Below are 24,283 nucleotides of genomic sequence, written 5' to 3'. Positions count from 1 at the left end.
CATGAACTCACCCACGGATATGCCGAGTGAAAACCCGAAAGATCTGTTTATACGTATCGGGCATCTCACACGCCTGCTGCGTAACAGCATGGCTAATCTGGGTCTGGAGCAGACCATCTTTGAGGTGGCCGATGCGTTTCCCAATACGCGTGACCGCCTGCGTTACGTGGTGAGTAAAACCTCGCAGGCGGCCGATCGCGCCCTGACCAGCGTCGAGGCCGCGCGCCCGCTACAGCTGGCTTTGAGCGATGACGCCAGCGCACTGAGCGATCGCTGGGATCGCTGGTTTGCCGATCCGCAACCGCTGGATCAGGCGCGCGAGCTGGTGCACGACACCCGCGCTTATCTGCAAAGGGTGCCTGATTTAACCCAACAGACCAATGACGAACTCACCGAGATCATGATGGCGCAGGATTTTCAGGATCTCACCGGCCAGGTGCTGAACAGCCTGATGCAGGTGATCGATACCGTGGAGCGCGAGCTGATCAGCGTGTTAGTCGAGAACATGGGCGATCGTGATGCGCCTGAGGATCCGAGCGAAGTGCAGTTGAAGAACGGGCCGCAAGTCGATCCCCACGCTCAGGGGATCGCCGCTTCACAAGAGCAGGTGGACGATCTGCTGGACTCGCTGGGTTTCTGATGCGTCATGGCTGAAGAGAGCGACAACGAGAAGACCGAGGATCCCACACCCGAACGCATTAAAAAGTCACGGGAAGAGGGACAGGTTCCGCGATCGCGCGAACTGACCACGCTGGCCATGCTGCTGGTGGGTTGGGGATTGATGGCGATCGGTGGCAGTCAGCTGGCGCGAAAGCTGCAGCAGTTGATGCACAACGGACTGGCGTTTGATCGCCTGCTGGTGCGCGATCCGCAGCATATGCTGGATCAGGCCGCATCCTTACTGGGGATCGCTATGCTGGCGCTGTTGCCGCTGGTCGGCGGGTTGTATCTCACCGCGCTGACGGCGCCGGCAATCATCGGTGGCCTCAACCTCAGCGGCAAGGCGATCAAGTTCAATCCCAAAAAGCTCAACCCGCTGTCGGGCCTCAAACGTCTGTTCTCTTCACAGATGCTGTCCGAGATGGTGAAAGCGATCCTTAAAGTCTTACTGGCGGCGACCGGCGGCGGTCTGTTCCTGATGCTGAATAAAAGCCAGTTGGTCGCGTTGATGTTTGAACCCCTCAACATGGCGCTTAACGATATCAGTCAGTTACTGATGCTGTGCATGCTGATCATCATCCTGTCGCTGATCCCGATGGTGATTTTCGATGTGGTGTATCAGCTGTGGAGCAACTGGAAAAAGCTGCGTATGAGCCGTCAGGACGTGAAAGATGAGTTCAAAAAACAGGAAGGCGATCCGCTGCTGAAAGGCCGTATTCGCCAGTTGCAGCGCCAGATGGCGCAGCAACGACAAATGGCTGCCGTGCCTGACGCCGATGTGGTGGTGAATAACCCAACGCACTACTCGGTGGCGCTCAAATATCAGGAAGGCAGCATGGGCGCGCCGGTGGTGGTGGCGAAAGGCAGCGGCCTGATTGCCCTGCGCATCCGCGAACTCGCCGCTGAGAACCGCATCCCGATGCTGGATGCTCCACCACTGGCACGCGCCTTGTATCGCCATTGCGAGACCGGCGCCCCCGTGCCAACCGAACTGTATAACGCCGTGGCGGAAGTGCTGGCGTGGGTTTACGGCCTGCGCCGCTGGCGCAAAGGCTACGGCAACCCACCGTCACGCCCGATGAATTTGCCGGTCCCGGAAAAACTGGATTTTGCCCAAGAGAGTGAGAGTGATGGCTAATATCGCCACAAAATTACGTTTGCCGACGCTGAAAGAGACACAGTGGCAGGTGCTGGCCGGGCCGGTGTTGATCATGACCATCCTCGCGATGATGATCCTGCCGCTGCCGACCTTCGTGCTGGATCTGCTGTTTACCTTCAATATCGTACTGTCGATCATGATCCTGCTGGTGGCGATGTTTACGCAGAAGACGCTGGAGTTCTCGGCGTTTCCCACCGTGCTGCTGTTCTCCACCCTGCTGCGCCTGGCGCTGAATGTCGCCTCGACGCGCGTGATTCTGATGCAAGGCCACACCGGCTCAGATGCGGCGGGCCAGGTGGTGGAAGCCTTTGGTCATTTCCTGGTGGGCGGCAATTTCGCCATTGGCATTATCGTTTTTATCATATTGATTATTATTAACTTTATGGTGATTACCAAAGGCGCCGGACGTATCGCTGAAGTCGGCGCGCGTTTCACACTGGATGGCATGCCCGGCAAACAGATGGCGATCGACGCCGATCTCAACGCCGGTTTGATCGGCGAAGACGAAGCCAAGCGCCGTCGCAAAGAGGTGACGCAGGAAGCGGACTTTTACGGCTCAATGGACGGTGCCAGTAAATTTGTGCGCGGCGATGCGATTGCCGGACTGATGATCATGGCGATCAACATCATCGGTGGCCTGATCATCGGCATAATGCAGCATGACATGACCATGGGCGTGGCGGGTGAGACTTATACGCTGTTGACCATTGGCGATGGCCTGGTGGCACAGATTCCAGGGCTGGTGATCTCCACCGCAGCGGGCGTGGTGGTGACGCGCGTGGTCAACGATCAGGATGTGGGCGAGCAGATGGTGGGCCAGCTGTTTACCTCTCCGCGCGTGCTGACGCTGGCCGCCGTGGTGATTGGCTTGCTCGGGTTGATTCCCGGCATGCCGAACATCGTTTTCCTGCTGTTTACCGCCCTGTTGCTCGGATTAGCCTGGTGGCTGCGCGGCCGCGCCCTGCATCAACCGGCAGCCGGTGCTTCGCCCGTGACGCGGGCAGAGAGCGAGGCTGCGCAGGTCAACGAAGCGAGCTGGGCTGATGTTCAGCTGGAAGATGAGCTTGGACTGGAAGTCGGTTATCGCCTGATCCCGATGGTCGATCATGAGCAGCAAGGCCAGTTGCTGACGCGCGTGCGCGGTATCCGCAAAAAATTCGCCCAGCAGATGGGCTTCTTACCCCCTGCAGTGCATATCCGTGACAACCTTGATTTGCCGCCAACTCGCTATCGCATTTTGCTCAAAGGCGTTGAGATCGGCCACGGCGAGATCCAGCCCGACCGCTGGATGGCGATCGATCCCGGCTGCGCCGAAGGTGAGATTCCCGGCACGCCGTGCATCGAGCCCACCTTTGGCCTGCCCGCGTTGTGGATCGACGAGGTGCAGCGCGAACTGGCGCAAACGCTGGGCTATACCGTGGTCGACCCGAGTTCCGTGGTCGCCACCCATCTTAATCATCTGATCTCGACCCATACCGAAGAGCTATTTGGCCGTCAGGAAGCGCAGCAGTTGCTGGACCAGCTCAGCAAACATGCTCCGAAACTGGTAGAGGATCTGATCCCCGCGGTCATCAGCCTGACCTTGCTGCACAAGGTGTTGCAGAACCTGTTGGCAGAGCGCGTGCCGATCCGCGATATGCGCACCATTATCGATACGCTGGCGGAGTTTGCCACGGCCAGCAGCGATGCCGATGAACTTACTGCCCGCGTGCGAGCACGTCTGGCGCGCGCCATTACACAGCAGTGGTTCCCCGGCGAGGAGGACATTCAGGTCATTGGGCTGGATGTGTCACTGGAGCAGCTGCTGGTGCAGGCGACGCAAAGCGGCAGCGCCATCGAGCCGGGCATTGCCGAGAGCCTGATGAAACAGACAGAGCAGGCGCTGATGCATCAGGAAGGATTAGGTGCGCCGCCGGTGCTGCTGGTGAATCCGGCGCTGCGCCTGATGCTGTCGCGCTATCTGCGCCGCATGTTCCCGCAGATGGCGGTGCTCTCAAGCCAGGAGATCAGCAGCCAGCGCAACGTGCGTATGACGTGGCTTGTTGGGGGGAAAAGCTGATGCGATGTGATAATTGCAAAAAATCGGAGTCGCGTCGGTTCTGGATCAATGGAGGTAAAATCTGATGCGATGCTGGATGTGGTTTGGGCTGCTGTTATTCTCGCCGCTGGCGCTGGCTGCGGAAGGATCATGGAGCAGCCAGAGCTTTGGCGGCGTGATCACTCAGGGTAAACAAGTGTTTAAAAGCCGTCCGGTACAGCCTGTCGTGCCACCTCCTGCGGGCGCGATGGCCAGGCATCTGGCATGGCGCATCGCCGTCGATGGGCCCGTACCCATGGGGTTTCAGGTACAGGTCTGCGGTGGCGGTCGCTGCGTGAAGCTGCCGGGATTGCGTGGAGAGATGGCCCTGCCGCATGGCTTCCCGGCTGGCGGACCGTTGTGGTTTGAGTATTTTTCAGCGGTGCGCGGCACGATAGCGCCAGCGGTAACGGTGTTGAGTAATCAGGTGACCGTGGGGTATTGGGTGCGGTGAAATCGATGCTAACTCTCTGAGTAAAATCATTTAAATCATCTGAGAAGGCGGGATGAGATTCTCATGGTCTCTCTATCCATAAGTGTGAGGTCAAAACACTGTTGTATCTGCCCTGCAATTGCAAATCTAAGGCTTGCCGGGTATTGTTTGAACTTCGGATGGTTACAGGGATTTTGGCAACAAAATCGCATCCCACTTCCTGGCAACAGGTTCGTCCATGACGGTAAAGTGTCCTGACCTGCCTCAAGGTAGCTGAGACCCCCGTAAGGGGATCGCTACTTTCTCAGTCCAGAAAAATTCAGTTTTAAAATCTATTTCTTGCCTCTTTCGGTTCCGTTTTACTTCGTGGACTTTTGGCCGTATCCATCACAATTTTAAAGATGCTTAATGATTTGTTTGGGATTGACTCGCCAGACGAACCGGGGCCGGTGCGGGCAAAAAAAGCGGAGAGAATGTGCATGTGTAACAACCGTTTTTCTTTGTAGAAGGCGATGCATATCTTGTAAGGCTCTATAAGGCCAGTCGCGCTATTCATCATATCTAGTGTGAAAAATTTTTCAGCCACGGTGTGATACACACGCATGGAAGGCAGGTTGGTCAATATGTGCCTGATATGTTTTGAGGCCAGATAGCGTGCATGAATTTACATGAAAAAACATGCACCGCTTTCCCCGCTCATGCCATGCCGGGTAAGGACTGGACCGCATAATGCACATGCATGAAAAACGATGCATAAAGCGGGCAGGCGCGGATAGCGTTGCACACATTGGCTGCATAAACAAATATCTAGGATGGCGTTTTATTAGCCAGTCCTATGTAGTAGATTTATGAACACTAAGCCACTATATCTTCAAGGGATTCAGACTATGACCACTACTCCGGATGGATACATTTCATATTTAAAACCCGGCAGTAACAATTGGAAGGCTCTAAGCGAAGAATCGTATATTTATTGGCGTGACATTAAAGCAAACAATGTTATACAGGCCGCGGACGCACCTGCCCTGCCAGCTCTACCATTATCTGACATAGAAAAAAAAGTTTTAAAAGAAAATCAGACTTATATAAATGATTATTTACTTCGGTCCTTACAATTCCCAAATCTATCATTTTTCGCAGGAAGTGGTACATCTCTCGGTGATGTCGGTGGCCCAAGCATGTGGGATCTTTGGGAATGTTCCATGTTGGAAAATTCAATTGAAAATGAGGAAAAAAAACTTACAAAAATTGCGTTAAGCGTATGCGAAAAAGTCAAATACACAGATATTAAATATCCTAACATTGAGCACTTCCTCTCAAATTGCGAGGCATTCTTAGCATTTCACGAAGACAATGAAGTTCTAGATTTTTTAAACAAAGTTAAAACAGTCATATTAAATAAATGCCGTTCATTTTTGGAAGATGGAACAAGTGATATTTCTTCTTATGTAAATTTACTCCAGAAAATGGGCAGGAGAAGGGTTAGAGATCCACGATTAAAAGTATTTACAACTAATTATGACTTAACTTTTGAGACTGCTGCCTCAGAGTTAGGAATGATGGTTGTAGACGGACTTTCATATACTGGCATCAGAAGATTCGATGGTAAATACTTCAACTATGACGTTGTTCACAGAGATGAGAATGAACATGAATTCATTGAAGGAGTGTTTAATCTATTCAAACTACATGGCTCTGTTAGCTGGGTACGGAAAGATGGTCAAATATATGAAAATAACGCCCCATCAGCAATGAATGCTTGCCTGATATACCCTGCAAAAGGAAAATATCAACAAGCATTCATTCAACCTCACCTTGAATTACTTTCAAGACTTCTAGATTTCCTTCGTAAAAAGAATAATTGCCTTATCATTTCAGGGTTTGGCTTTAATGATGACCATCTTTCAGAACCTATTTACTCAGCAATAAAATCCAATCCAAGCATGAGATTAATTGTGGTAGATTTTAAATGTGCCACTCATATTAATAATAATGGTAAGAACGGCTCCAGTAAATATTGGTCATTACTTAAAGAGTTGTCAATATCAGGTTATGATATACATTTTTTCAATGCCTCATTCAAAGATTTTGTAAATTTAATCCCCAATCTTAGAGCCCTGACACCTGCGGAACAGTTAGCAAAAGCTATCAAACAAGTAGGAGTTAATAATTAAAATGTATAAATCAATTTCACATAATGGAATTTTAAGAAACTCTTTAAAAGTTGGAGTTATTTCATCAATTTTTGCACAAATGGTAAGAGTCAACCTTGTCTATGCTGGTGAAGTAAGTGGCACCTACATTGAAGGGGATCGTTATGGAAAAGGGGAAGTTGGTGAGATCTTATTAATCGAAGGGCAACAAGCTATAGTTTTAGGCCGGTTGATTGAGGTCAGATTGCCAGAACGTGAGCGTGGTGAAGTCTCAGGAGAATCACAGGGCAATAAAAAAGTTGATGCTATAGGTACAATACAGCTTCTTGGTACGATTGATGCGTCAAGCTTCCGTGTTGATTCTGGAATTAAAGCTTACCCTCGGTTAGGAGATAGAGTATATTCTGCGCCATTAGACTTTATTTCATTAATACCAGAATTAATTAACCGAAGCATAGATGATAGTGGTGAAAACAGAATAGGAATTGTTTTAGGTAATATTTCTGGAGGCTCAACAAGTATTGTCACCGTTGAACCAGACAAACTTTTTGGTCGGCACTGTGCAATACTAGGAGCTACAGGCGGTGGTAAAAGTTGGACAACCGCGAAAATTTTAGAAGAATGCGCGACCCACAATAACTCAAAGACTATAATTCTTGATGCGACAAGTGAGTATAGATCATTTAACTCAGAATATTGTTCCCATTATCATTTAGGTTTTCCAATTAATAAAGCTAACGGCTCGCTAGAATTTAGAATCCCTCCAACAGACTTTATGGAGTCGGATTTTATTGCCATGTTTGACCCTTCTGGAAAAGTCCAAGGGCCGAAATTGAAAGAAGCGATTAAAAGCCTCAGATTAGTATCTATTGACTCGACTATAGCTACTAATGGAATTTTAAGAAAAATCAAGCAACCTAAAACTGATTATCGTCGCTCAATGAATACTGGTGACAACTCAAAATTAGTTGACAATCCATCTCAACCGTTTGATGTTACTAAATTAATACCTCAGATAGTGCAAGAGTGTTGCTATGATAATGGAGATGAGTCATGGGGCGCAGCTGCAACTCAAGACCTAAGCTATTGCTCCTCTTTGTTGACAAGAATACAAGCAGTGACATATGCCAGTTCATTAAAATCTGTATTTCATGGCGGTGAGGACGTAGCAACACTTGGCGACATACTGCAAGATTTTTTAAGCTCAAATAAAAGGGTTCTTCGTTTATGTATGAGTGATGTGAGCTATGAATTTTTCGCAAGAGAAATATTAGCAAATGTTATTGGGAGAAAACTCCTAACCCTGGCAAGGCTAGAAGAGTTTAGAAAAAAACCACTATTAGTAATAGTCGATGAGGCTCATAATTTCCTAGGGAAAAGGGTCGGTTCAGAAGACCATTCTGTTAAGCTTGATGCATTTGAAATGATCGCAAAGGAAGGAAGAAAGTATGGACTCAATATTTGCTTAACCACTCAAAGACCCAGAGATATAACTGAAGGTGTTTTAAGCCAAATTGGCACTTTATTAGTACACAGATTAACGAATGATAGAGATCGGGATGTTGTAGAGAGAGCATGTGGTGAAATAGATAAATCTGCTGCTTCATTTTTACCAAGCTTAAAGCAAGGAGAGGTTGCACTTGTAGGAGTAGATTTTCCCATTCCAATGACAATTCAAATAGCACAACCTACTTATCCTCCCGAGTCTGATTCTCCAGGTTATCGTAAAGTTTGGACAAAATAATTTAGCAGGGTCTTTAGACCCTGTTTATTATTGAACTATTCAATTTCGCCAACCCGAATGGCGTAATATGTTCCTCGGAATTAGACATTAAATAATCAGCCCACAACTGCACCATTAACCTACTTTCTTGAGTTGCCACCCGCGAAAACGGACACGGCTGATTTATAGCTATTAATGAACTTCTGTAATCTCTCAGTGACTGCATTTTCAGACCTTTATGGGGATGCCAGTTGTTATAGTCTTTCATCCATTCCGTCATTTTTTCCCTTATGGTCACCCCATCCGGCAGGTCATTCAAATACACGTAGTTACGCCTAAATGTTTCTCGAACGATTCAGCCATCCATTGCTCCCCGGACTGCGTACTGGCGACGTGCATACGATGAACCCGAGTGATGCAGCGAACGTTCTTGTTGAGTCCGCGATGTAGCAACTGCCTTTATCTGTCAGCCACTCAATGGCAACTGGCAGGTAAAGCGTATTTCCATAGCGCTTTTCCACACTCTCTATCAGCAGATCCTGTACCATAACACTGTTTATTCCACCTGCTGTACCGACCAACTGATGGCTTCCCAATCACAGCTGTCAAGGCTGAACACCACCCGCTCGGCTTCCCGATACCAGCAGCGGATTTCAAAGCTATCTGAACATTAGTGCGGATACGGCTTAAGTGTCACAACATTGCCGGTATGTCAGCGCTCTGGCTTTTTATGGCCAGATTTTGCCAGTAATAGGTTATTCGCCTGCATTATCCGGTAAATACGTTTGGGGTTAACCCGCCAGCTCTGTTCCTTCAGCACAAGATTGAGGTGCGCAGTCACATGGCGATAGCCTTTTGTCGCCTGCTCGCTGCATATCTGGCGGATAAGCGGTAACAGCCGTGCGTCACCATCTTTGCTGTAGCGTGCTCACCGGTGCAGGCGTTTCTTCAACAGCCATTCATAAAGATTCGAACGCGATAAGCAGAGCCCTTCGGCTATTCGGATGAGGGGTATCGTCCGGTGACAGCGATGACATGCGCGATATCAACTTTTTACCTAGGCTATCTAAAGCGCGTCCCGAAGTATTTCAGCTTCCATCGTTTTGCGTCCCGGCATTTGTTCAAGCTGTTTTTTTTACTGAAGTGCATAACCTCTGAGACGGTGTAGCCGGGCTGCATTGAAAGCGCAACGAAACGGGCTTTCTCTTCGGGAGTATAACGACGGCGCTTTTGCTCGCCAGTGATCACTTAGATTCTTTGCACAGGACACTTTTTAAACATAGCTCTATGACTATGTCTTACTGGTGAAGCGTCCGTTTTAAACGGGGGCTATTACAGTTGAAGATTTTTTCGTTTAGAGGGAGTGTGTATTAGTGAATTTCAGACACAAAAAAAGCCGCTCGTAAGCGACTTAATTTTGCATCAATCGATGGTGCCGAAGGTCGGACTCGAACCGACATGTATCTCTACGGTTGATTTTGAATCAACTGCGTCTACCGATTTCGCCACTTCGGCACTGAAGAGGATGCGGAAAACGTTGGCGATTATACCGTTACAAACAGAGTGCGCAACACTAATCGACAGCGCTTTGCGCTAAGCGTTGAAAAAACCAGCACTTCGCAGGTTCCGAGGGGCAAACACGGCAGCACAAGTGCCCTTTCGGCGCTTTCCTGTGCAGATTCCAGAACATTCCCAAACTCCCGCCACTTCGGAACTTTCCGTGCTTACGCCTCTCTTAACCAAAACTGACAACGTCAGATGTATAAAACAAAGAGGTTGAGATGAACAAAGCAACACAACGCATCATTTTGGGATTGGGTATCGCGGCAGCACTGACAGCAGGCAGTGCATCGGCGGCGAGTTGGCAGGATCAGCTGAGCAGCGCGGCATCGCAGTTATCTCAGCAAAACAGCGGCTCTACCACCAGCAACACGCAGAACGGCGGTCTGTCGCTCTCTTCGCTGAGCGGTTTACTGAATGGTGGTGACAAAGCGGTTAGCTCCAACAGCATGACCAACGCCGCAGGCGTGATGTCCTACTGCGTGCAGCACAACGTGGTGGATAACAATGTTTCATCAGTGAAGGATCAGGTACTGAGCAAGCTCGGCCTGAGCAGCCCTGCCGCGCAAGAGCAGAAAACTGATTATCAGCAGGGTCTGCAAGGGTTGCTGAACACCGGCAACGGTCAGCAGCTGAATCTGCAGAGTCTGAGCAACTCGCCAATGGGTGAGAAAGTGAAGACCAAGGCCTGTGACGTGGTGCTGAAACAAGGTAAGAAATATATCGGCATGTAATTCCCATCTTCTTTCATATTGCAGGTGCGCTGTCGGCTTTTTTCCCTCGCATACAAGCACATCGGGTGTCTCTCAAAAGTCGCCGCTCTGCCATCTGAAGGATTTTAGGTGTTGTGTCTGTTGAAAAGACGCGAGCTGTCCCTCGCGTCTTATTTACTATTGATGGGGAGCGCAATAAATTGCGCCGCTAGGGCCATTAATCCATCAGCTCATCAACCCGTTAGTTTCTTCTACCACCCTGCCCAGCACATCCACCGCCTGCTCAAACGATCGAATATTGGTGTAACCGATCACCAGCCCGTAGCGTTTTTGGGTTTGTGTATACCAGCCAGAAAGCGGTAACACCCGCAGCTGATGACGCTGCCAAATCTCCGCCAGTGCCACATCCTGAATACCTCGCCGCAGGAAGGCCACGATATGCATGCCACCATCAGTGAGTTCAAAGTCAAACAGCTGCGGGAAACAGTGCTGTAGCGCATCCAGCATCATGCGGCGGCGCTGCTGGTAGAGAATCCGCATCTTCTTGATATGGCGATAGAAGTGTCCATCACTGAGGAATTGCGCGAGGATTTTCTGCGGTAGCAACGGCAAACCGGTTTCGAGGATTTCACCCAGCTCGCGGAAGCGTTCAATGGTCTGCTGCGGCATCACCAGATAACCCACGCGCATCGCGGGCATCATGGTTTTGCTGAAAGTGCCGGTATAGATCACCCGATCGTGCACATCCAGGCTTTTTAGCGCCGGGATCACTTTGCGCGTGTAGTGAAACTCGCCATCGTAATCATCCTCAATGATCCAGCTGCTATTCTGCTGCGCCCACTCCAGCAATTGATGCTTGCGGGGTAATGATAACGTCACCGCAAGCGGGCTCTGATGGGTTGGCGTGACGACCGCGAAGCGTGCGTCTGAGTGATAACGCTGCAGGAAATCCACGTCGAGACCTTCACGATCCACCGGTACATAGTGCAGATTCGGTGCGATGCGCTTTAACAGTTTCTGCCCAAAAAAGTAGCCCGGGTCTTCAAACAGCACTTTGTCGTGAGGATGGGCCAGCACGGCCAGGATGAGGCGCAGGTTGGCGCGATAACCAGTGGTGATAAAAATCTGCTCCGGCTGGCAGTTGAGCCCGCGCGAAATATTGAGATAGCTGGCAATCGCCTCACGCAATGGCTGGTAGCCCATGATGGCGGGCATGATCATTTCATCGGGCCGCAACGTTCGCGCCGCCTTTCCGGAGATCAGCAGCCACTTCTTGTGCGGGAACTCATCCAGTGCCGGAATACCCAGCCGCAGCTCGCCTTTGCTTTCAATCACCGGATGTTCGAGCGGTTTGGAAGATGGCGCCGTGGTGACCACGGCGGCTTCGCCGAGATTCAGTGCAGGGTTCACACGTGTGCCCTTCGCGCCCTGGCTGACAAAGTATCCCTCTCCAATGAGGATCTCATAGGCGGCCTCCACGGTTTTACGCGCGACCTGGAGCTCACTGGCTAACACGCGGATCGCGGGCACCCGATCGCCCGGCTTTAAGCGCCCTTCCAGGATCTGCTGGCGATAGCGAGCGTAAATTTCTTTGTAACCCATCTGTCTTCCTTCATCACGATGAAGTGCACATGAATGCGCCCCTGAAGAATGAGCGCACGTCACAGCAGCATAACCATGTCCTACCTGTTTTCTCCTATATTGACCCTTTTTCCTTCGACATAGAAGTTTAAGATGTTTCCATCAACCCGACAACCGCTTGCAGGCTGCTATGAAGATTGTTCATTACCAAACGCCCACCGAGCTGGCCTGCTGCTATGCATTGATGCGCGAACTGCGTTTCAAACTGACGGATGAAGTTGCGTTTGTGGCGCAGGCACAGCGTCAGCAATTACAGGGCTATCGGCTGGCGGGTATCGAACAGGGTAGTAAACCGGTGGCGCTGGCAGGCTATCGACTGCTGGAAAACTTTATTCATGGCCGTTTTTGCTACATCGATGATTTGGTGACCTGCACCAGCACTCGCAGCCAGGGTTTGGGAGCCGCGCTACTGCACGGTCTGGCGCAGCAAGCACGGGAACAAGGCTGTGGCCGCATCGTGCTCGACACCGCGCTGAGCAATCAACGGGCACAACAATTTTATCAACGTGTCGGTTACCACGCGTTGGGACTGCACTTTTATCGCGATCTCGCTGAGGGAGAAAATTCATGAAACTGCTGCATATTCAGGTCAGCCCGGATCTGGCCGGTTCGGCCTCACGTAACGCCTCGGCGCGTTTGGTGGAGAAGCTTCGCGCCCAGCATAGCGATCTCGAAGAGACAGTACTGGATCTGGCGCAGCACCCGTTGCCACACCTGGATGCCTTCACCATTGGCGCGTTCTTTACCCGCCCGGAGGATCGTAACGATGCACAGCGTGCTGCCATTCAGACTTCCGAAAAAATGGTGGATCAGCTGTTCGCCTGCGACACCCTGGTTATCTCGTCGCCGATGTGGAACCTCGGTTTGCCGTCGGTGCTGAAAGCCTGGTTCGACCATATCACCCGCGCCGGGCGCACCTTCGCCTTTACGCCGGAAGGCACCAAAGTCGGTCTGGTGAGCGGCAAGAAGGTATACAGCGTGGTCGCCAGCGGCAGCGTGTTTGCCCACGGCCCGTTTGTGCAGGATGACCAGTTCACGCCTTACATCCGCGTGGCACTCGAATACATCGGCATCACCGATGTGGAGTTTATCCGCGTGGACGGTACGCACGATCCCGTCAGCCGCGACACCGCATTACCCCAGGCTCTGCAAGCCATTGACCGCTTATTTTGAATGAGGAAAACATCATGACTTCACGCGTTAACCATTTTAAAACCGCGCCAGCACTGGCCAAATCCATGTCTGATTTCTCTAACACCGTAGCGAATACCGCGCTGGAGAAGTCACTGAAACACTTGATTGATATCCGTGCTTCGCAGTTGAATCACTGTGCCTTTTGCCTCGATATGCATGTGAAGCAGGCGAAAATTGATGGCGAGCGTGAACTGCGTCTGCATCACGTTTCTATCTGGCGTGAATCTCCACTGTTCAGCGCTCGCGAGAAAGTCGCTTTTGCCCTGACCGAAGCGCTGACCCGCATTGGTGAACACGGCGTGGATGAAGCGCTGTACGGTGAAGTGCGTGAACACTTCTCTGAAGGCGAAATCAGTGAGCTGACCTTTAAGATTGCTGCCATCAATACCTGGAACCGCCTGATGATTTTGTCACAGATGGCACCGGGTGCTCTGGACAGTGCTTACGGGCTGGATCGTGCTGATTTGCGTTAATTTTTACCGCCAGTAGCGCGTGCTGCTGGCGTTGTCATGTTCATCTGCGCTGCCTGACGCTATAGTGAGATTTTGCACCACACAGGACAGCGCGCATGAAAGGCATCAATATTGCGATTTACTTCGATCCCGACCTGATTCACATCAGCGTTCATCAGCAGGATGACAGCTATCTCAGCCACCACTTCAGCTACGATGACAGCGTCATTGAAGAGATCTACCAGTGGCTGGAGCAGTTCACGCCTAATCGCACCCACATTTGCCTGATTGAGCACGATACTGCCGACATCCTCGCCGATGAGCTGGTCGATAACGGCTATCACGTCCATCAGGTGACGCAGCACGATCTCCTGAACTGGTTTGCCAGCGAGCCTCCCGCAGAACCCGATGGTTCGCCTGTCCGTGCCCTGCTGCGCTATCTGGAAAACGAAAACCCGTCTGAATATCAGTCCCGCACTCCGCAGATCGAAGCCTTGATGGATATGCTGGATGAGCTGGACGATCTGGAAGGCGTGGATGAAGTCGAAGATGAAGACAACCTGCCGGATGACGTACTGCGTTTGATGAAGCAGAAGAAAATCACCGCCAACCAAGCCGCAGAACGTTTGCTGCCCGACGTCAATGAACGCATTCGCGAACACCTGATAAGCTACCCTGAGCTAATGACGCCCGAACTGCTGGAAGATTTCTTCCCGGAGTTGCTGGAAGCGTTAGAAACGCCAAAACATTGATGCATTTTGCATACGCGCGCTAAATTGTGCCGCGACGCGCCTCTAAGGTGTGTCGCGGTGTCATTGAAACTCGGGGAAAACCATGCTGGAACTGTTTAAAGCCATCGGGCTGGGATTGGTGGTGCTGTTGCCGCTGGCCAACCCGCTGACCACGGTGGCGCTGTTTCTCGGTCTTGCGGGAGACATGAATTTCCAGGAACGCAATCGCCAGGCCATGCAGGCTTCGATTTACGTGTTCCTGATTATGATGGTGGCGTGGTACGCCGGGAATGCGGTGCTGCACACCTTCGGCATCTCGATCCCTGGTCTGCGTATGGCAGGAGGATTGATCGTCGCCTTTATCGGTTTTCGCATGCTGTTTCCGGCGAAACCCGTCGGCCACTCCGTTGAAGCCCGGCATAAACAGGATGAAATCGACGCCACCGATGCGAATCGTGAATCGGTAAATATCGCCTTCGTGCCGCTGGCGATGCCCAGTACGGCAGGCCCGGGCACTATTGCGATGATCATCAGTTCGGCTTCCACCGTAAAAGCGGGTGTCGATTTTCCTAACTGGGTGGTGAACGTGGCGCCGGTGCTGACCTTCTTGTCGGTCGCTGTGATTTTGTGGATTTCGCTGCGCAGTTCGGGCGCCATTATGAAGCTGGTCGGTAAAGGCGGGATTGAGGCAATTTCGCGGTTGATGGGCTTCTTGCTGGTGTGTATGGGCGTGCAGTTTTTGATTAACGGCGTGTTAGAAGTGGTACGGACTTTCCATTGAAGAGAGTGCGGCCCGAAGGCCGCACCCGATTTACTCTGCTTTCAACGTCTTGCGCACATCCGCAACCTGATCTTTGGTCACGGCTGGGGCATTGTTACTCCAGCCCTGACGGATAAAGGTCGCCAGCTGCGCCACTTCATCATCCGTCAAACGCTTACCAAAGCCCGGCATCGCCAGCGTGGACGGCGCCTTCTCGGTCGATGGCTGCTGTGCACCGGCAAGAATGGTGTGGATCAAGCCGGTAGGATCGTTGGCATTCACAATGGTGGCCTGATCCAGCTCCGGGAAGATCCCTGGCGCGCCTTTGCCGGTCACAAAGTGACAGGCACCGCAGTTATCGATATACAGACGCTCACCTTCCGACAGATTTTTCGCTGCGGTCAGTTTCGCTTCCGTTGCCTGCTGCTTCTGCACGTTGTACGCCTGCAGCGGCGGGTTGCCACCGATGAATTTCAGGTACGACGCAATCGCTTTCAGGTCGGCATCGGTCATATGCGAGCTGGAGTGCTCAATCACTGACTTCATCTCACCGCCTACCGCCGCTTTATCGTTACGACCGGTTTGCAGGTAATCGACGATCTCCTGCTCACTCCAGCGCGGTAAGCCACGCAGCGACGGCACATCCCAGTTGTTCAGGCTACCACCGGCGAGGAACTTGTCGTCACCGCTGTCCAGCGCTTTCTCGTTCATACCGAGGCCGCGTGGCGTATGGCACGAACCACAGTGACCGAGGCTTTCCACGATGTAAGCACCGCGATTCACTTCTTCAGATGCGCCGCCAATCGGCTGGAACGGCTTGTCAGAAGTGAATGCCCAGTTCCAGAAGCGCATGCCCCAGCGCTGGCTGAACGGGAAGCTCAGTTTGGTCTCTTCCGGCTGCTCGCTGCTCGGCTTCACGCCTTTCATGAAGTAGACATACAGCGCGTGCATGTCTTCATCACTGATTTTGGCGTAATCCGGGTATGGCATGGCCGGGTAAAGGCGTGAACCATCCGGCAGCACGCCTTTGCGCACCGCATCAGAGAACTGCTGCTCGCTGTAGTTGCCGATACCGTGCTCTTTGTCCGGCGTGATGTTGGTGGAGAAGATGGTGCCGAGATTCGACTCAATCGCCAGACCACCCGCATAATCCGCTTTGCCCGAGACGGTATGGCACGCCATACAGTCGCCAAGACGAGACAGATATTCACCCTGCTTGAGCAGCGCGGCTTCATCTTCCGCATGAGCCTGTACCGCAAAGCTTCCCAGCAGCACGGCGTTAGCGATTAACAATGATTTTAATTTCATGTGCTTATGCCTGTACCAATGGACCTGGGTTTTTCAGATAGTGTTCTTTGATCGCCTGCGCCGCCATCAGGGTAATCGCACCGATGGTATCGGTCGGGTTCGCCTGGAAGTTTTGCGGGAAGGCGTTACCGCCCGGTACAAACACGTTATGCACATCCCAGCTCTGCAGGTACTTGTTCAGCGCAGAAGTTCTTGGGTTATCGCCCATCACCGCGCCGCCCACGTTGTGCGTGGAGACGTATTTGGTAAGGTCAAAGTCCGCGCCCATCGGCAGGAAGCTCATGCTCATGCTGTCTGGGTTCAGTTCTTTGGCGATATCGCCAACGATGCCTTTCAGATGCTGTTGCAGCTTAAGTTCGTTCTCTTTCCAGTTGAACGTCATACGCAGCAGCGGCTGACCGCGATGGTCGGTGTAGTGCGGATCAAGATCCAGATAGATATCGCGATACGACTGGCAAGTTGTCGTGATGCTGATCTTCATAGAATGGTTGTACCACTCTTCCAGACCCTCTTTGTAACCCATGCCCCAGGCTGGCGTACCTTTTGGCAGTGCAGCGGCCATTGGCGTACCGGTGGCTTGCGAGCTGTGGATCTTCGCGCCGCCGAGGAAGCCGAGGCCTGGGCCATCGAAGTTGCCTGGTGAGATGTCGTTGAACATCTGACCGGTGGCTCCGGCGGTGGCGTAGGAGTTGAAGTTTTTGTCTTTGAAGAACAGAGTTGCGCCGCCGTTCGACAGGAATGCGTAGTTACGGCCTACCACACCCTCTTCGGTGATCGGGTTGTACGGCTTGCCGATACCGGACAGCAGCATCAGACGCACGTTGTACAGCTGGAAGCTGGACAGCACGACGATTTTGGCTGGCTGGAACACTTCGTTGCCGTCTGCATCGAAGTAGAGAACGCCCTTCGCGGTTTTACCATCATCGTGCAGCACCACTTTGTACACTTCCGCATGCACTTCGTAAGAGAAGTTCGGCAGACGCTTCAGTGCATCCATCACAGCAGTTTGCGGTGAGGCTTTGGAGTAGTTCAGGCACGGATATTTCGAGCAGTAACCGCAATAGTTACAAGGCGCGATCTGGTTGCCGTACGGGTTTTTCCACGCGCGAGATACGCACGCAGATGGGTTCGGGAACGGGTGATAACCCAGCTTGGTGGCCGCTTCTTTGAACATCACGTTGTTCAGCGTGTCTTCCAGCGCTGGCAGCGGATAGGGTTCAGAACGTGGGCCTTCGAACGGATCGCCGCCTTCCAGAATCTGACCGCGCAGGTTGCCGGTGTTACCCGACTGACCGCAAATCAGCTCAAACTTGTAGTAATACGGCTCGATCTCTTCCCACGTGAAGGGGAAATCCATCACGCGCATATCATCCTGCAGCACGCCCGGCTTGTAGGCCTGATCGACGTAAGTTTTCAGTTTGATATCAGTTGGGGTTGGACGAATCAGTACCGCCGTCCAGTGCATACCTGCGCCGCCGACACCGGTACCCGGTGCGAAAGCGCCCCATTTACGGGTTGGCAGTGCGGTCTGGCTCATGTTGTAACGCACGGTGACCGCCACTTCTTTCGGCGTAGCGAACACTTTGTTGCGCACGTTATAGGCGTATTCATCAGCCGGTTTCGGGTAAGCAAAATCCGGGTAGTCACGCTCGCCGCCGCGCTCTAACGCGCGCACTTCCAGCCCGGCCAATGCCAGTTCGATACTCATCAACGAGCCGGCCCAGCCGAGGCCGCAAACGACGACGTCGACTTCTTTCTTTGTAATCTGTGCCATGTTAATCCTGTCTCACATACCAAATACGGGGGTGTCGGCTTATGCGCGCTCACCCAAGAGGCTGACCGGTCCCAGCGGGTACGGCACGTTGTGCTGCTTCACCCATTCGGTAAAGCTGGCGCGTGCGCCTGGGAAACCAATCGCAATCCAGGCTTTCATGCCCTTATTGCCGCCGTACATCGGATCGGCGAGGTAGCCGTGTTTGGTATCTGCCAGTAACTGACCAAAGAACTGCGAGGCTTTCAGGTTCGGTTCACCCATTGCCGGGAAATCGATACCGTCATTTTTGTTGACCTTCGTCAGCACCGCGTCTTTCTCTTCCAACGTCAGTTCATGGAAGGATTTTTTGTAGGTGCTCTGCGTCCACTGTTCCACCAGCTTGATGCCCGTGCGATACAGCTCTTGCGGGGTGTAAGGGATCTGATAACCCATGGTGGATGGCGCGTGCACGTCGAACGGACCCTGCATGTAAATTTCGCCGCCGAATTCAGGGCTATGGAGTTGCTGATCGATAAAGATCGGCACGTTGGTTTCCAGTGCACCCGGCGCTTTGCCATTACCACCCGCCGGAATCAAACGATCGGTCGCGGCCAGAATAAACTGCCACTCCTGAGCGCTGAAAAAGATCGGTTTGTAATCGGCGAGTTCCGGTGCTGCCATTTCCGCAGCTTGCGCCGCAGTTAATCCCTTAAATACCAGGTCGCTTAATGGCAAAGCCAATAACGACCCAAGCAAAAACTTACGTCTGGTGGTCGGTTTATTTAGAAGCATGGCGCGACGACTCTCACTTGCTAAGAAAGATAATTATTTTTGTTAATGGCTTTATAAATCGGTAAATAACCTGGCAATCTTAGGGATATAGATATTTCTGAATGTAAGAATCAATGTTCGGATGTGTTTTGATGAGAAACCATCATGATGTTGAATTTAGGTTAAGGGCAGGTAAAGGGCTTTCGAGGGGTGAATTGGGCTTTTAACCGTACAATTGCTGTGTTTTTAGCAATTCAGGATGGGCAAATGACCAAAATTGATCGCGCAACGAAATAATCGCTCAATTCAATCGATAAAAATAAATCATACTTCCATACAAGAGAATTATTCTCATTAATAACATCTTATTTACTTAATTGACCAGTACATGAACGATCTATTTCCTGGAAATGACAGGCGGCGCACAAAATAAGTGAAATAATCGCCGAATGTTATCATTTGTTAATTTCCGGCACAGCTCAGAACAAACCGGCATTTTGCCTGAGCGGCAGCAGCGATAGAGTCAATTTATCTATCACTCAGGAAAACAATAAATGCGTACATTGATTTTGTTGGTCACTTTATGGAGTAGTGCATTCGCCGTGCAGGCTGCGACGCCGAAAGACACTCTGGTGGTTGCCGTACCGCTGGATGGCATTATCAGCTTCGACCCCGCAGAAAGCTTCGAAACGGTCAGCAACAGCGTACAGCGCAACATCTACCAGACTCTGGTGCAAGCCGACCGCGGTACGCCACAGAAACTGGCACCGCTGCTGGCGACATCCTGGCAAAGTGGCAGTACGCCGCACAGCCTGGTATTTAACCTTAAACCAGGTGCCCGCTTCTCCAGCGGCAATGCGGTGACGCCGCAGGATGTGATTTTCTCACTGTCGCGTGCTGTGCAGTTGAACAAAGCACCCTCTTTTATTCTCGCCGAGTTTGGCTGGACCAACGAGAACATCGCCAGCCAATTTAAAGTGCTGAATGATCATCAGCTGGAGATTCAATGGCCCGCGCAGATAGGTCAGGATTTGGCGCTGCGCCTGCTTACCGCACCGGTAGCCTCGGTGGTGGACAGCAAAACCGTGCAACAGCATGCGGTGAATAACGATCTCGGCAATGGCTGGCTGCACACCAACACCGCAGGCAGCGGCGCGTTTACGATTCAGCAGTATGTGCCACAGCAGGCGCTGGTGCTGAGCGCCAACCCGCAAGCTAATCCGCAGCCACACCTAAAGCGTATTTTGCTGAAAGGCGTCGCCGATGCGGGTGCGCGTCGCCTGCTGATTCAGCAAGGCGATGTCGATGTCGCTTATCAACTCGGCCCCGATCAAATCGATGCGCTAAAGAGCAATAAGAACCTGCACATTGCGGCGTTCCCTTCGAGCCTGGTGTATTACCTGGGCTTCAATACGCAGAACAAAGCGCAGCCCGCATTGGGTAATCCGGCCCTATGGGAAGCGGCGCGCTGGTTGGTGGATTACCAGTCCATCTCACATGATTTGCTGAAAGGTCAGTACCGCATTCATCAAAGCTTCCTGCCGCAGGGCTTTGATGGCGCGCTGGAGGACCAACCGTTCCATTATGATGTGGCAAAAGCCAAAGCGATTTTAGCCAAGGGCGGGATTAAACCGGGCAGCAAGTTTGCGCTGACGGTGATCAATCAGCCGCCGTACATTGATGTTGCCCAGGCGCTGCAGGCCAGCTTTGCCAAAGCGGACGTGCAGATTGAGTTGCTGCCGGTGGCGGAATCCGAGCTATGGAGCAAGATGCGCGGCCGCGATTTCCAGTCGATCTTTATCTACTGGGGCGCGGATTACGTTGACCCGAATACCAATGCCAGCGCCTTTGCTTACAACGTGCCGGGCGGCTCGAAAACATTGGCGTGGCGTGTCGGCTGGGAGATTCCGGAACTCAGCGCCAAAACACGTGCCGCAGCAGGCGAAAGTGATGCCGCCAAACGCCGTGCGCTTTACACCGACCTGCAAAACACCGTGCAGCAGAACTCTCCGTTTGTGGTGATGCTGCAGGGCGCGCAGCAGGTGGCGGTGCGGAACAACGTCAATCATGTGCAGCAAGGGATTGGCGTGAGCTTGCTGTTCTTTGATGTGGTGCAGAAGCAATAGATCCTGTTGATGGGGGGATGGCTTCCCCCATCAACACTTTCAGTACAATCTTCATCCTTCCCCTCGCATCGCTTGCTATTCTTTCTGGCATAACCTGTTGCCTGCGAGTGAAAAAATATGACCACCCCGTTGCTGATTGCTCAAACGCCTGACATCCAGTTATCCCTGCTTTCCAATATGGCGAACCGCCACGGCTTAATCACTGGTGCCACCGGCACCGGTAAAACCGTGACGCTGCAAAAAATCGCCGAGTCCTTCTCCAATATCGGCGTGCCGGTGTTTATGGCCGACGTCAAAGGCGATCTCACTGGCGTGGCGACCGCCGGTGAAGGCTCGGAAAAGTTACAGGCGCGGTTGGAAAAGATTGGCGTGACCGACTGGCAGGCACAGAAAAATCCGGTGATGGTGTGGGATATTTTTGCCGAGAAAGGCCATCCGGTGCGTGCCACCGTTTCCGACCTTGGCCCGCTGTTGCTGGCGCGCTTGCTCAACCTTAATGAGGTGCAATCGGGCGTGCTGCAAATCATCTTCCGCATCGCAGACGATCAAGGGCTGTTGCTGCTGGATTTCAAAGATCTGCGCGCCATGACGCAATACATCGGCGATAACGCTAAATCTTTCCAGACGCAGTACGGCAACATCAACAGCGCCTCGGTGGGGGCGATTCAGCGCGGTTTGCTGGCGCTGGAACAGCAAGGCGCTGAACACTTCTTCGGCGAGCCGATGCTGGATATCCGTGACTGGATGCGTTGTGACAACGAAGGCAAAGGTTTCATCAACATCCTTTCCGCCGAGAAGCTGTATCAAATGCCGAAACTCTATGCCACCAGCTTGCTATGGCTGCTGGCGGAGCTGTACGAGCAGTTGCCCGAAGCGGGCGACCTCGATAAACCGAAAATGGTGTTCTTCTTTGATGAGGCACATCTGCTGTTTACCGATGCGCCGCCGGTGCTGCTGGAGAAAGTGGAGCAGGTGATCCGTCTGATTCGATCCAAAGGCATCGGCGTCTATTTCGTCACGCAGAATCCGTCGGATATCCCTGATAACGTGCTCGGTCAGCTAGGCAATCGCGTGCAACACGCCCTGCGCGCCTTCACGCCGAAAGATCAGAAAGCGGTGAAAAGCGCCGCTGAAACCATGCGCGCCAATCCGGCATTCAATACCGTGGAGGCCATTCAGGCGCTGGGTACTGGCGAGGCGCTGATTTCGTTCCTCGATGAAAAAGGCAGCCCGTCGATGGTGCAGCGCGCCATGGTGATTGCGCCCGGCTCGCGCATGGGGCCAATAACGCAGGATGAGCGCAACGGCCTGATCAATAACTCACCGCTGTACGGAAAATACGACACCGAAGTGGATCGCGAATCCGCGTTTGAGATGCTGCAAAAAGGGGTGCAAGCCGCGCCGCAGCAGGCCGATGCGCCGGAAGCCAAAGGCAATAATGTCGAAGTTGATGATGGCATTCTCGGCGGGTTGAAAGACATTCTGTTTGGCACCACCGGACCGCGCGGCGGCAAGCGCGATGGCGTGGTGCAGAGCGTGGCAAAAAGCGCGGCGCGCCAGGTCACCAACCAAATCATTCGTGGCGTGCTGGGAAGTTTGATGGGCGGCCGTCGTCGATAACACACTGAAAATAATTATCTTCCTCCGCAGCGCTATGTATGGCGCGGGCATCAGCAACGCTGCAGTGACACCTGCGCGCCGCGACATTAATGACGCTGATTGAATAGGTGCAATGATTCGCACCGCCGCCCTAAGGTGTGGTCTGCTAAGATCGTTATATGGATAAATATCAACAACTCAAACGGAGCAAGCGTCTGGCGCTCGCATTGCTGCTGGTTGCCGCAGCGACTTTTGTCGTGACGCTGTTTCTGCCACCCAATTTTTGGGTGCTTGGTCTCAAGGCCATTGCTGAAGCGGCGATGGTCGGTGCGCTGGCCGACTGGTTTGCGGTGGTCGCGCTGTTTCGTCGCGTGCCGGTGCCGTTCATCTCGCGGCACACGGCGATTATTCCGCGCAATAAGGATCGCATCGGGGAGAATCTTGGCCGCTTTGTGCAGGAGAAATTTCTCGATACCGATTCGTTGCTGGCGCTGATTCGCCGCCACGATCCCTCGCAGATGCTGGCGCACTGGCTCAACACGCCGGGCAACGCCGATCGCATTGGTCGCCATCTGTTGCAGGTGATGCGCGGCTTCCTTGATCTTACGGATGATGAACGCATCCAGCGCTTCCTGCGCCGGGCCGTGCATCGTGCATTGGATAAGGTCGATCTCACCCAATCCAGCGCGTTGTTACTGGATAGCCTGACCAAAAACAATCGTCATCAGGAACTGCTGGATGCGGCAGTGCAACAGTTGCTGCGTCTGCTGCACAAGCCTGGCACGCGTGAGTTCATCGCAATTCAGATTGTGCGCTGGCTGAAGCGTGAGCATCCGATTAAAGCCAAAATGCTACCCACCGAATGGCTGGGCGAGCACAGTGCTGACCTGGTGGCCAATGCAGTGGACTCGATTCTCGATGAAGTGGCGATCAATCAGGGGCACGAGCTGCGTCTGGGATTTGACCGCGCAGTTCAGCGGTTAATTGAGAAGCTAAAAACCGACCCCGTAATGGCCGAACGTGCCGAGGTGATCAAAAACTGGCTGAAAGAGGATGAGTCGCTGAATCGCTATATCGGCGAGCTATGGCAGGATCTGCGTAGCTGGCTGAAGGCCGATCTTAACAGTGAAGATTCTCGCGTGCAGGAGCGCGTGCGTCTTGCCGCGCTATGGTTCGGTGAAACGCTGGCAGCAGATGAAGCGCTGCGTATCTCGATGAATCAACATCTGGAAGATGCCGCCCGCAGCATTGCACCAGAGTTCGCCGAATTCCTGACGCGCCACATTAGCGATACCGTGAAGAGCTGGGATGCGCGGGAGATGTCGCAACAGATTGAGTTGAACATTGGCCGCGATCTGCAGTTTATCCGCATTAACGGGACGTTGGTGGGTGGCACCATTGGGTTGGTATTGTACTTGTTGTCGCAGCTGCCGGCTCTGATTCATACTCTGAAGTAATAAAAAAGCCGCC

Annotated in this window: 20 protein-coding genes, 1 tRNA gene and 1 pseudogene; 15 read left to right on the top strand and 7 right to left on the bottom strand. The window is 52.5% G+C overall.

Going from position 1 to position 24,283, the window contains the following annotated elements:
- Position 1: 1 nt before the first annotated feature.
- The 4 genes from cheZ (at position 2) to FD737_RS15400 (ending at position 4,350) form a co-directional block, all read left to right on the top strand.
- Positions 2-640, top strand: coding sequence for a protein phosphatase CheZ (gene cheZ, locus FD737_RS15415; RefSeq protein WP_034826394.1), 639 nt, complete (start codon positions 2-4; stop codon positions 638-640).
- A gap of 6 nt (positions 641-646) precedes the next feature.
- Complete coding sequence (flhB, locus tag FD737_RS15410) at positions 647-1,798, top strand: flagellar biosynthesis protein FlhB (protein WP_097118234.1); 1,152 nt, start codon at positions 647-649, stop codon at positions 1,796-1,798.
- A complete protein-coding gene (flhA, locus tag FD737_RS15405) occupies positions 1,791-3,878 on the top strand; it encodes a flagellar biosynthesis protein FlhA (protein ID WP_160833931.1) in 2,088 nt (695 codons plus the stop codon). Before flhB ends, flhA begins: the two co-directional genes overlap by 8 nt.
- A gap of 64 nt (positions 3,879-3,942) precedes the next feature.
- Positions 3,943-4,350: a flagellar protein FlhE gene (locus FD737_RS15400; RefSeq protein ID WP_160833930.1), complete on the top strand. Its 408-nt coding sequence runs from the start codon at positions 3,943-3,945 to the stop codon at positions 4,348-4,350.
- 304 nt (positions 4,351-4,654) lie between these two features.
- Here the strand turns inward: FD737_RS15400 and FD737_RS15395 are convergent, their stop codons facing one another.
- Complete coding sequence (locus tag FD737_RS15395) at positions 4,655-4,951, bottom strand: hypothetical protein (RefSeq protein ID WP_202404569.1); 297 nt, start codon at positions 4,949-4,951, stop codon at positions 4,655-4,657.
- A 265-nt stretch (positions 4,952-5,216) separates the two neighbouring features.
- On the opposite strand from FD737_RS15395, the gene FD737_RS15390 reads away from it, so the two are divergent.
- Both FD737_RS15390 and FD737_RS15385 read left to right on the top strand, forming a co-directional pair.
- The gene (locus tag FD737_RS15390; protein WP_160833929.1) at positions 5,217-6,503 is read left to right on the top strand and encodes an SIR2 family protein; all 1,287 of its coding nucleotides are present in this window, start codon (positions 5,217-5,219) and stop codon (positions 6,501-6,503) included.
- 1 nt (position 6,504) lies between these two features.
- Entirely contained in the window at positions 6,505-8,226 is a 1,722-nt protein-coding gene (locus tag FD737_RS15385) for an ATP-binding protein (RefSeq protein WP_160833928.1), read from the top strand.
- 172 nt (positions 8,227-8,398) lie between these two features.
- On the opposite strand, the pseudogene FD737_RS15380 reads toward FD737_RS15385, so the two are convergent.
- Both FD737_RS15380 and FD737_RS15375 read right to left on the bottom strand, forming a co-directional pair.
- Positions 8,399-9,453, bottom strand: a pseudogene (locus FD737_RS15380) (IS3 family transposase); the annotation flags it as partial.
- A gap of 182 nt (positions 9,454-9,635) precedes the next feature.
- Positions 9,636-9,720 (bottom strand) — tRNA-Leu (locus FD737_RS15375).
- A 266-nt stretch (positions 9,721-9,986) separates the two neighbouring features.
- On the opposite strand from FD737_RS15375, the gene FD737_RS15370 reads away from it, so the two are divergent.
- Positions 9,987-10,499 carry a DUF2501 domain-containing protein gene (locus FD737_RS15370; RefSeq protein ID WP_160833927.1) on the top strand — a complete coding sequence of 171 codons (513 nt, stop codon included), beginning with the start codon at positions 9,987-9,989 and terminating at the stop codon, positions 10,497-10,499.
- A 204-nt stretch (positions 10,500-10,703) separates the two neighbouring features.
- Here FD737_RS15370 and FD737_RS15365 read toward each other — a convergent pair whose 3' ends face one another.
- On the bottom strand, positions 10,704-12,080 hold the full coding sequence (locus FD737_RS15365) for a PLP-dependent aminotransferase family protein (RefSeq protein ID WP_160833926.1): 1,377 nt from the start codon (positions 12,078-12,080) through the stop codon (positions 10,704-10,706).
- A 169-nt stretch (positions 12,081-12,249) separates the two neighbouring features.
- Here FD737_RS15365 and FD737_RS15360 point away from each other — a divergent pair, with 169 nt between their 5' ends.
- From FD737_RS15360 to FD737_RS15340, 5 genes are all read left to right on the top strand, one after another.
- Positions 12,250-12,690: a GNAT family N-acetyltransferase gene (locus FD737_RS15360; protein ID WP_160833925.1), complete on the top strand. Its 441-nt coding sequence runs from the start codon at positions 12,250-12,252 to the stop codon at positions 12,688-12,690.
- On the top strand, positions 12,687-13,292 hold the full coding sequence (locus FD737_RS15355) for an FMN-dependent NADH-azoreductase (protein ID WP_160833924.1): 606 nt from the start codon (positions 12,687-12,689) through the stop codon (positions 13,290-13,292). Before FD737_RS15360 ends, FD737_RS15355 begins: the two co-directional genes overlap by 4 nt.
- Positions 13,293-13,306: 14 nt before the next feature.
- Positions 13,307-13,786: a carboxymuconolactone decarboxylase family protein gene (locus FD737_RS15350; protein WP_034826422.1), complete on the top strand. Its 480-nt coding sequence runs from the start codon at positions 13,307-13,309 to the stop codon at positions 13,784-13,786.
- A gap of 95 nt (positions 13,787-13,881) precedes the next feature.
- A complete protein-coding gene (locus FD737_RS15345; protein ID WP_034826425.1) occupies positions 13,882-14,517 on the top strand; it encodes a hypothetical protein in 636 nt (211 codons plus the stop codon).
- Positions 14,518-14,599: 82 nt separating this feature from the next.
- Positions 14,600-15,277, top strand: coding sequence for a MarC family NAAT transporter (locus tag FD737_RS15340; protein WP_034826427.1), 678 nt, complete (start codon positions 14,600-14,602; stop codon positions 15,275-15,277).
- 30 nt (positions 15,278-15,307) lie between these two features.
- On the opposite strand, the gene FD737_RS15335 is transcribed toward FD737_RS15340, so the two are convergent.
- Genes FD737_RS15335 through FD737_RS15325 form a run of 3 tightly spaced genes read right to left on the bottom strand, consistent with a single transcriptional unit; the run spans position 15,308 to position 19,109 of the window.
- The gene (locus FD737_RS15335; protein ID WP_160833923.1) at positions 15,308-16,564 is read right to left on the bottom strand and encodes a cytochrome c; all 1,257 of its coding nucleotides are present in this window, start codon (positions 16,562-16,564) and stop codon (positions 15,308-15,310) included.
- Positions 16,565-16,568: 4 nt separating this feature from the next.
- Entirely contained in the window at positions 16,569-18,338 is a 1,770-nt protein-coding gene (locus tag FD737_RS15330; RefSeq protein WP_034826431.1) for a GMC family oxidoreductase, read from the bottom strand.
- A gap of 39 nt (positions 18,339-18,377) precedes the next feature.
- Positions 18,378-19,109 (bottom strand): gluconate 2-dehydrogenase subunit 3 family protein, encoded by a 732-nt coding sequence (locus FD737_RS15325; protein WP_160833922.1) that lies wholly within the window; start codon positions 19,107-19,109, stop codon positions 18,378-18,380.
- Positions 19,110-19,642: 533 nt separating this feature from the next.
- Between FD737_RS15325 and FD737_RS15320 the strand changes: the two genes are divergently transcribed.
- The 3 genes from FD737_RS15320 (at position 19,643) to FD737_RS15310 (ending at position 24,270) form a co-directional block, all read left to right on the top strand.
- Complete coding sequence (locus tag FD737_RS15320; RefSeq protein ID WP_160833921.1) at positions 19,643-21,214, top strand: ABC transporter substrate-binding protein; 1,572 nt, start codon at positions 19,643-19,645, stop codon at positions 21,212-21,214.
- 117 nt (positions 21,215-21,331) lie between these two features.
- Positions 21,332-22,834, top strand: coding sequence for a helicase HerA-like C-terminal domain-containing protein (locus FD737_RS15315; RefSeq protein WP_160833920.1), 1,503 nt, complete (start codon positions 21,332-21,334; stop codon positions 22,832-22,834).
- A gap of 158 nt (positions 22,835-22,992) precedes the next feature.
- Positions 22,993-24,270 carry a DUF445 domain-containing protein gene (locus tag FD737_RS15310; RefSeq protein ID WP_160833919.1) on the top strand — a complete coding sequence of 426 codons (1,278 nt, stop codon included), beginning with the start codon at positions 22,993-22,995 and terminating at the stop codon, positions 24,268-24,270.
- Positions 24,271-24,283: the final 13 nt, after the last annotated feature.

Source organism: Pantoea sp. Seng, assembly GCF_009829935.1.
Classification (GTDB): domain Bacteria; phylum Pseudomonadota; class Gammaproteobacteria; order Enterobacterales; family Enterobacteriaceae; genus Pantoea; species Pantoea communis.
Note: the sequence above shows the minus strand (reverse complement) of the source record. Positions and strands in the feature narration are given on the sequence as shown.